The sequence below is a fragment of the Faecalicoccus sp. genome (assembly GCF_036552745.1).
Lineage (GTDB): Bacteria > Bacillota_I > Bacilli_A > Erysipelotrichales > Erysipelotrichaceae > Faecalicoccus.
The window spans coordinates 1-2,075 of record NZ_JAXKBY010000116.1; the positions used below are offsets into that span (position 1 = coordinate 1).

General features: G+C 38.9%; 1 protein-coding gene and 1 other annotated feature. The gene reads right to left on the reverse strand.

Going from position 1 to position 2,075, the window contains the following annotated elements; translation table 11 throughout:
- Nucleotides 1–193: 193 nt before the first annotated feature.
- On the reverse strand, nt 194–1,483 hold the full coding sequence (locus tag U0M88_RS05625) for an O-acetylhomoserine aminocarboxypropyltransferase/cysteine synthase family protein (protein WP_331869167.1): 1,290 nt from the start codon (nt 1,481–1,483) through the stop codon (nt 194–196).
- 61 nt (nt 1,484–1,544) lie between these two features.
- Nucleotides 1,545–1,774: a binding site (T-box leader), on the reverse strand.
- Between the last annotated feature and the right edge of the window lie 301 nt (nt 1,775–2,075).

Genomic DNA, 2,075 nt, shown 5'->3' on the forward strand with positions numbered 1-2,075 from the left:
GTTAAAAATGATTGAGTATTTGTAGTCATAAAGAATACCTCTTTTCTGACTACAATATAAAATCTAATTTGACATTATTTATGCCATATCACCAAATTGTCGGTATAGCGTTTTTAAATATGTGATATTAAGATTATACTAAAAATCACTTCGTTTTAACATATGTAAAAGAAGTCCCGCAGGACTTCCGATATCATACGGCATGAAAGGCATTTTCTAAATCGAATAAGATATCTTCAATATTTTCTATTCCGATCGATAAACGAATCGTATTTTCATAGATTTCTCTTTCCTCTAATTCTTCTTTTGTACATTGTGAATGCGTTGTAGTAGCCGGATGAATCACCAGACTTTTAACATCGGCTACATTGGCCAATAAAGAGAATAACTGTAAATGGTCAATAAACGCAAACGCCTCTTTTTGTCCCCCTTTGATATTAAAAGTAAAGATGCTGCCGCCACCTCGCTTAAAGTAGCGAACATAGGCCTCATGATCCGGATGCTCCTTTAATAAAGGATGATTGACACGTTCTACCTTTGGATGTTTTTGTAAGTATTCTACAACCTTTTTTGTGTTCTCAAAATGACGTTCCAATCGCAATGATAGTGTTTCCGTTCCCTGTAATAGTAAGAAGGCATTAAACGGAGAAATGGCAGCACCGGTATCACGAAGCAAGATGGCACGAATATAGGTTACAAATGCGGCCGGTCCGGCTGCCTCGGTAAAACGGACACCGTGATAGCTTGGATTGGGTTGGGATATGTTCGGAAATTTCTGACTTTTTGCCCAATCGAAGCTTCCTCCATCAACGATTACGCCACCTAGGCTTGTTCCATGCCCACCAATGAATTTGGTTGCCGAATGCACAACAATATCCGCTCCATGCTCTAATGGTCGAAACCAGAAAGCCGCTCCAAAGGTATTATCCACAACAACCGGAATGTTTCGTTCATGCGCCAATTTGGCAATGGCTTCAAAATCCGGAATATCACTGTGCGGATTGCCGAAAGTTTCCAGATAGATGGCTTTCGTGTTTTCCTGAATTGCTTCTTTGACTTCCTGTAAATCATGAATGTTGACCAATGTCGCATCGATACCAAAGCGCTTATACGTATGCTCTAATAAATTGGAAGTACCGCCATAAATCGTTTTCTGTGCCACAATATGTTCCCCCTGTGCTGCCAATGCCTGAATCACATACGATACAGCCGCCGCCCCAGAAGCAACAGCCAGTCCGGCAACACCACCTTCTAAAGCCGCAATACGCTCTTCAAATACACCTTGTGTCGAATTGGTCAATCGACCATAGATATTCCCTGCATCACGTAACCCAAAACGATCAGCCGCATGTTGTGAGTTGTCAAACACATACGAAGTTGTCTGATAAATCGGTACGGCTCTGGATCCTGTAGCTGGATCTGGCTGTTCTTGCCCTACATGCAGCTGCAATGTTTCAAACTGTAATTTTCTTTCTGTACTCATGTCTATTTACCTTCTCTTTCTTTTTGGATGGTTTTTGTGAGTGTATAAAAAAAGACCCATCCCTTAGGACGAGTCTATTGATTCGTGTTACCACCTAATTTTATCATCACCTTACGATAATGACCTCACCAAGCACCATCATGCTCTGTTGCGATAACGGGCAATCCCGTGATGACCTCATCGATCATCCGACTCCAAGACCATGTTCATCCTGCCTTCTGCACTTCTTTTCACCAACCAGAAACTCTCTACGCCATCCAACAAAACTACTCTTCTCTTCTTTGTCTTTTCTTATGGATGAATACATATTATATAACTAGGTGTTGAATGTCAAGCGTTATTTTCATTTTCTTTCAATTATTTTCATCCCTTTTAATTTGTATATGATTAATACTTCAAAAGAATCAAGAAATAATATTTCGATGATATTGTAACTGATTAAGTATATACAACAAAGTTCCTACAATTGATAAATTTAAAAACGCTATACCGACAATTTGGTGATATGGCATAAATAATGTCAAATTAGATTTTATATTGTAGTCAGAAAAGAGGTATTCTTTATGACTACAAATACTCAATCATTTTTAAC

Excerpts from the sequence above, each read along its gene's own strand:
- U0M88_RS05625 (WP_331869167.1), bottom strand. The coding sequence starts at position 1,483 with ATGAGTACAGAAAGAAAATTACAGTTTGAAACATTGCAGCTGCATGTA.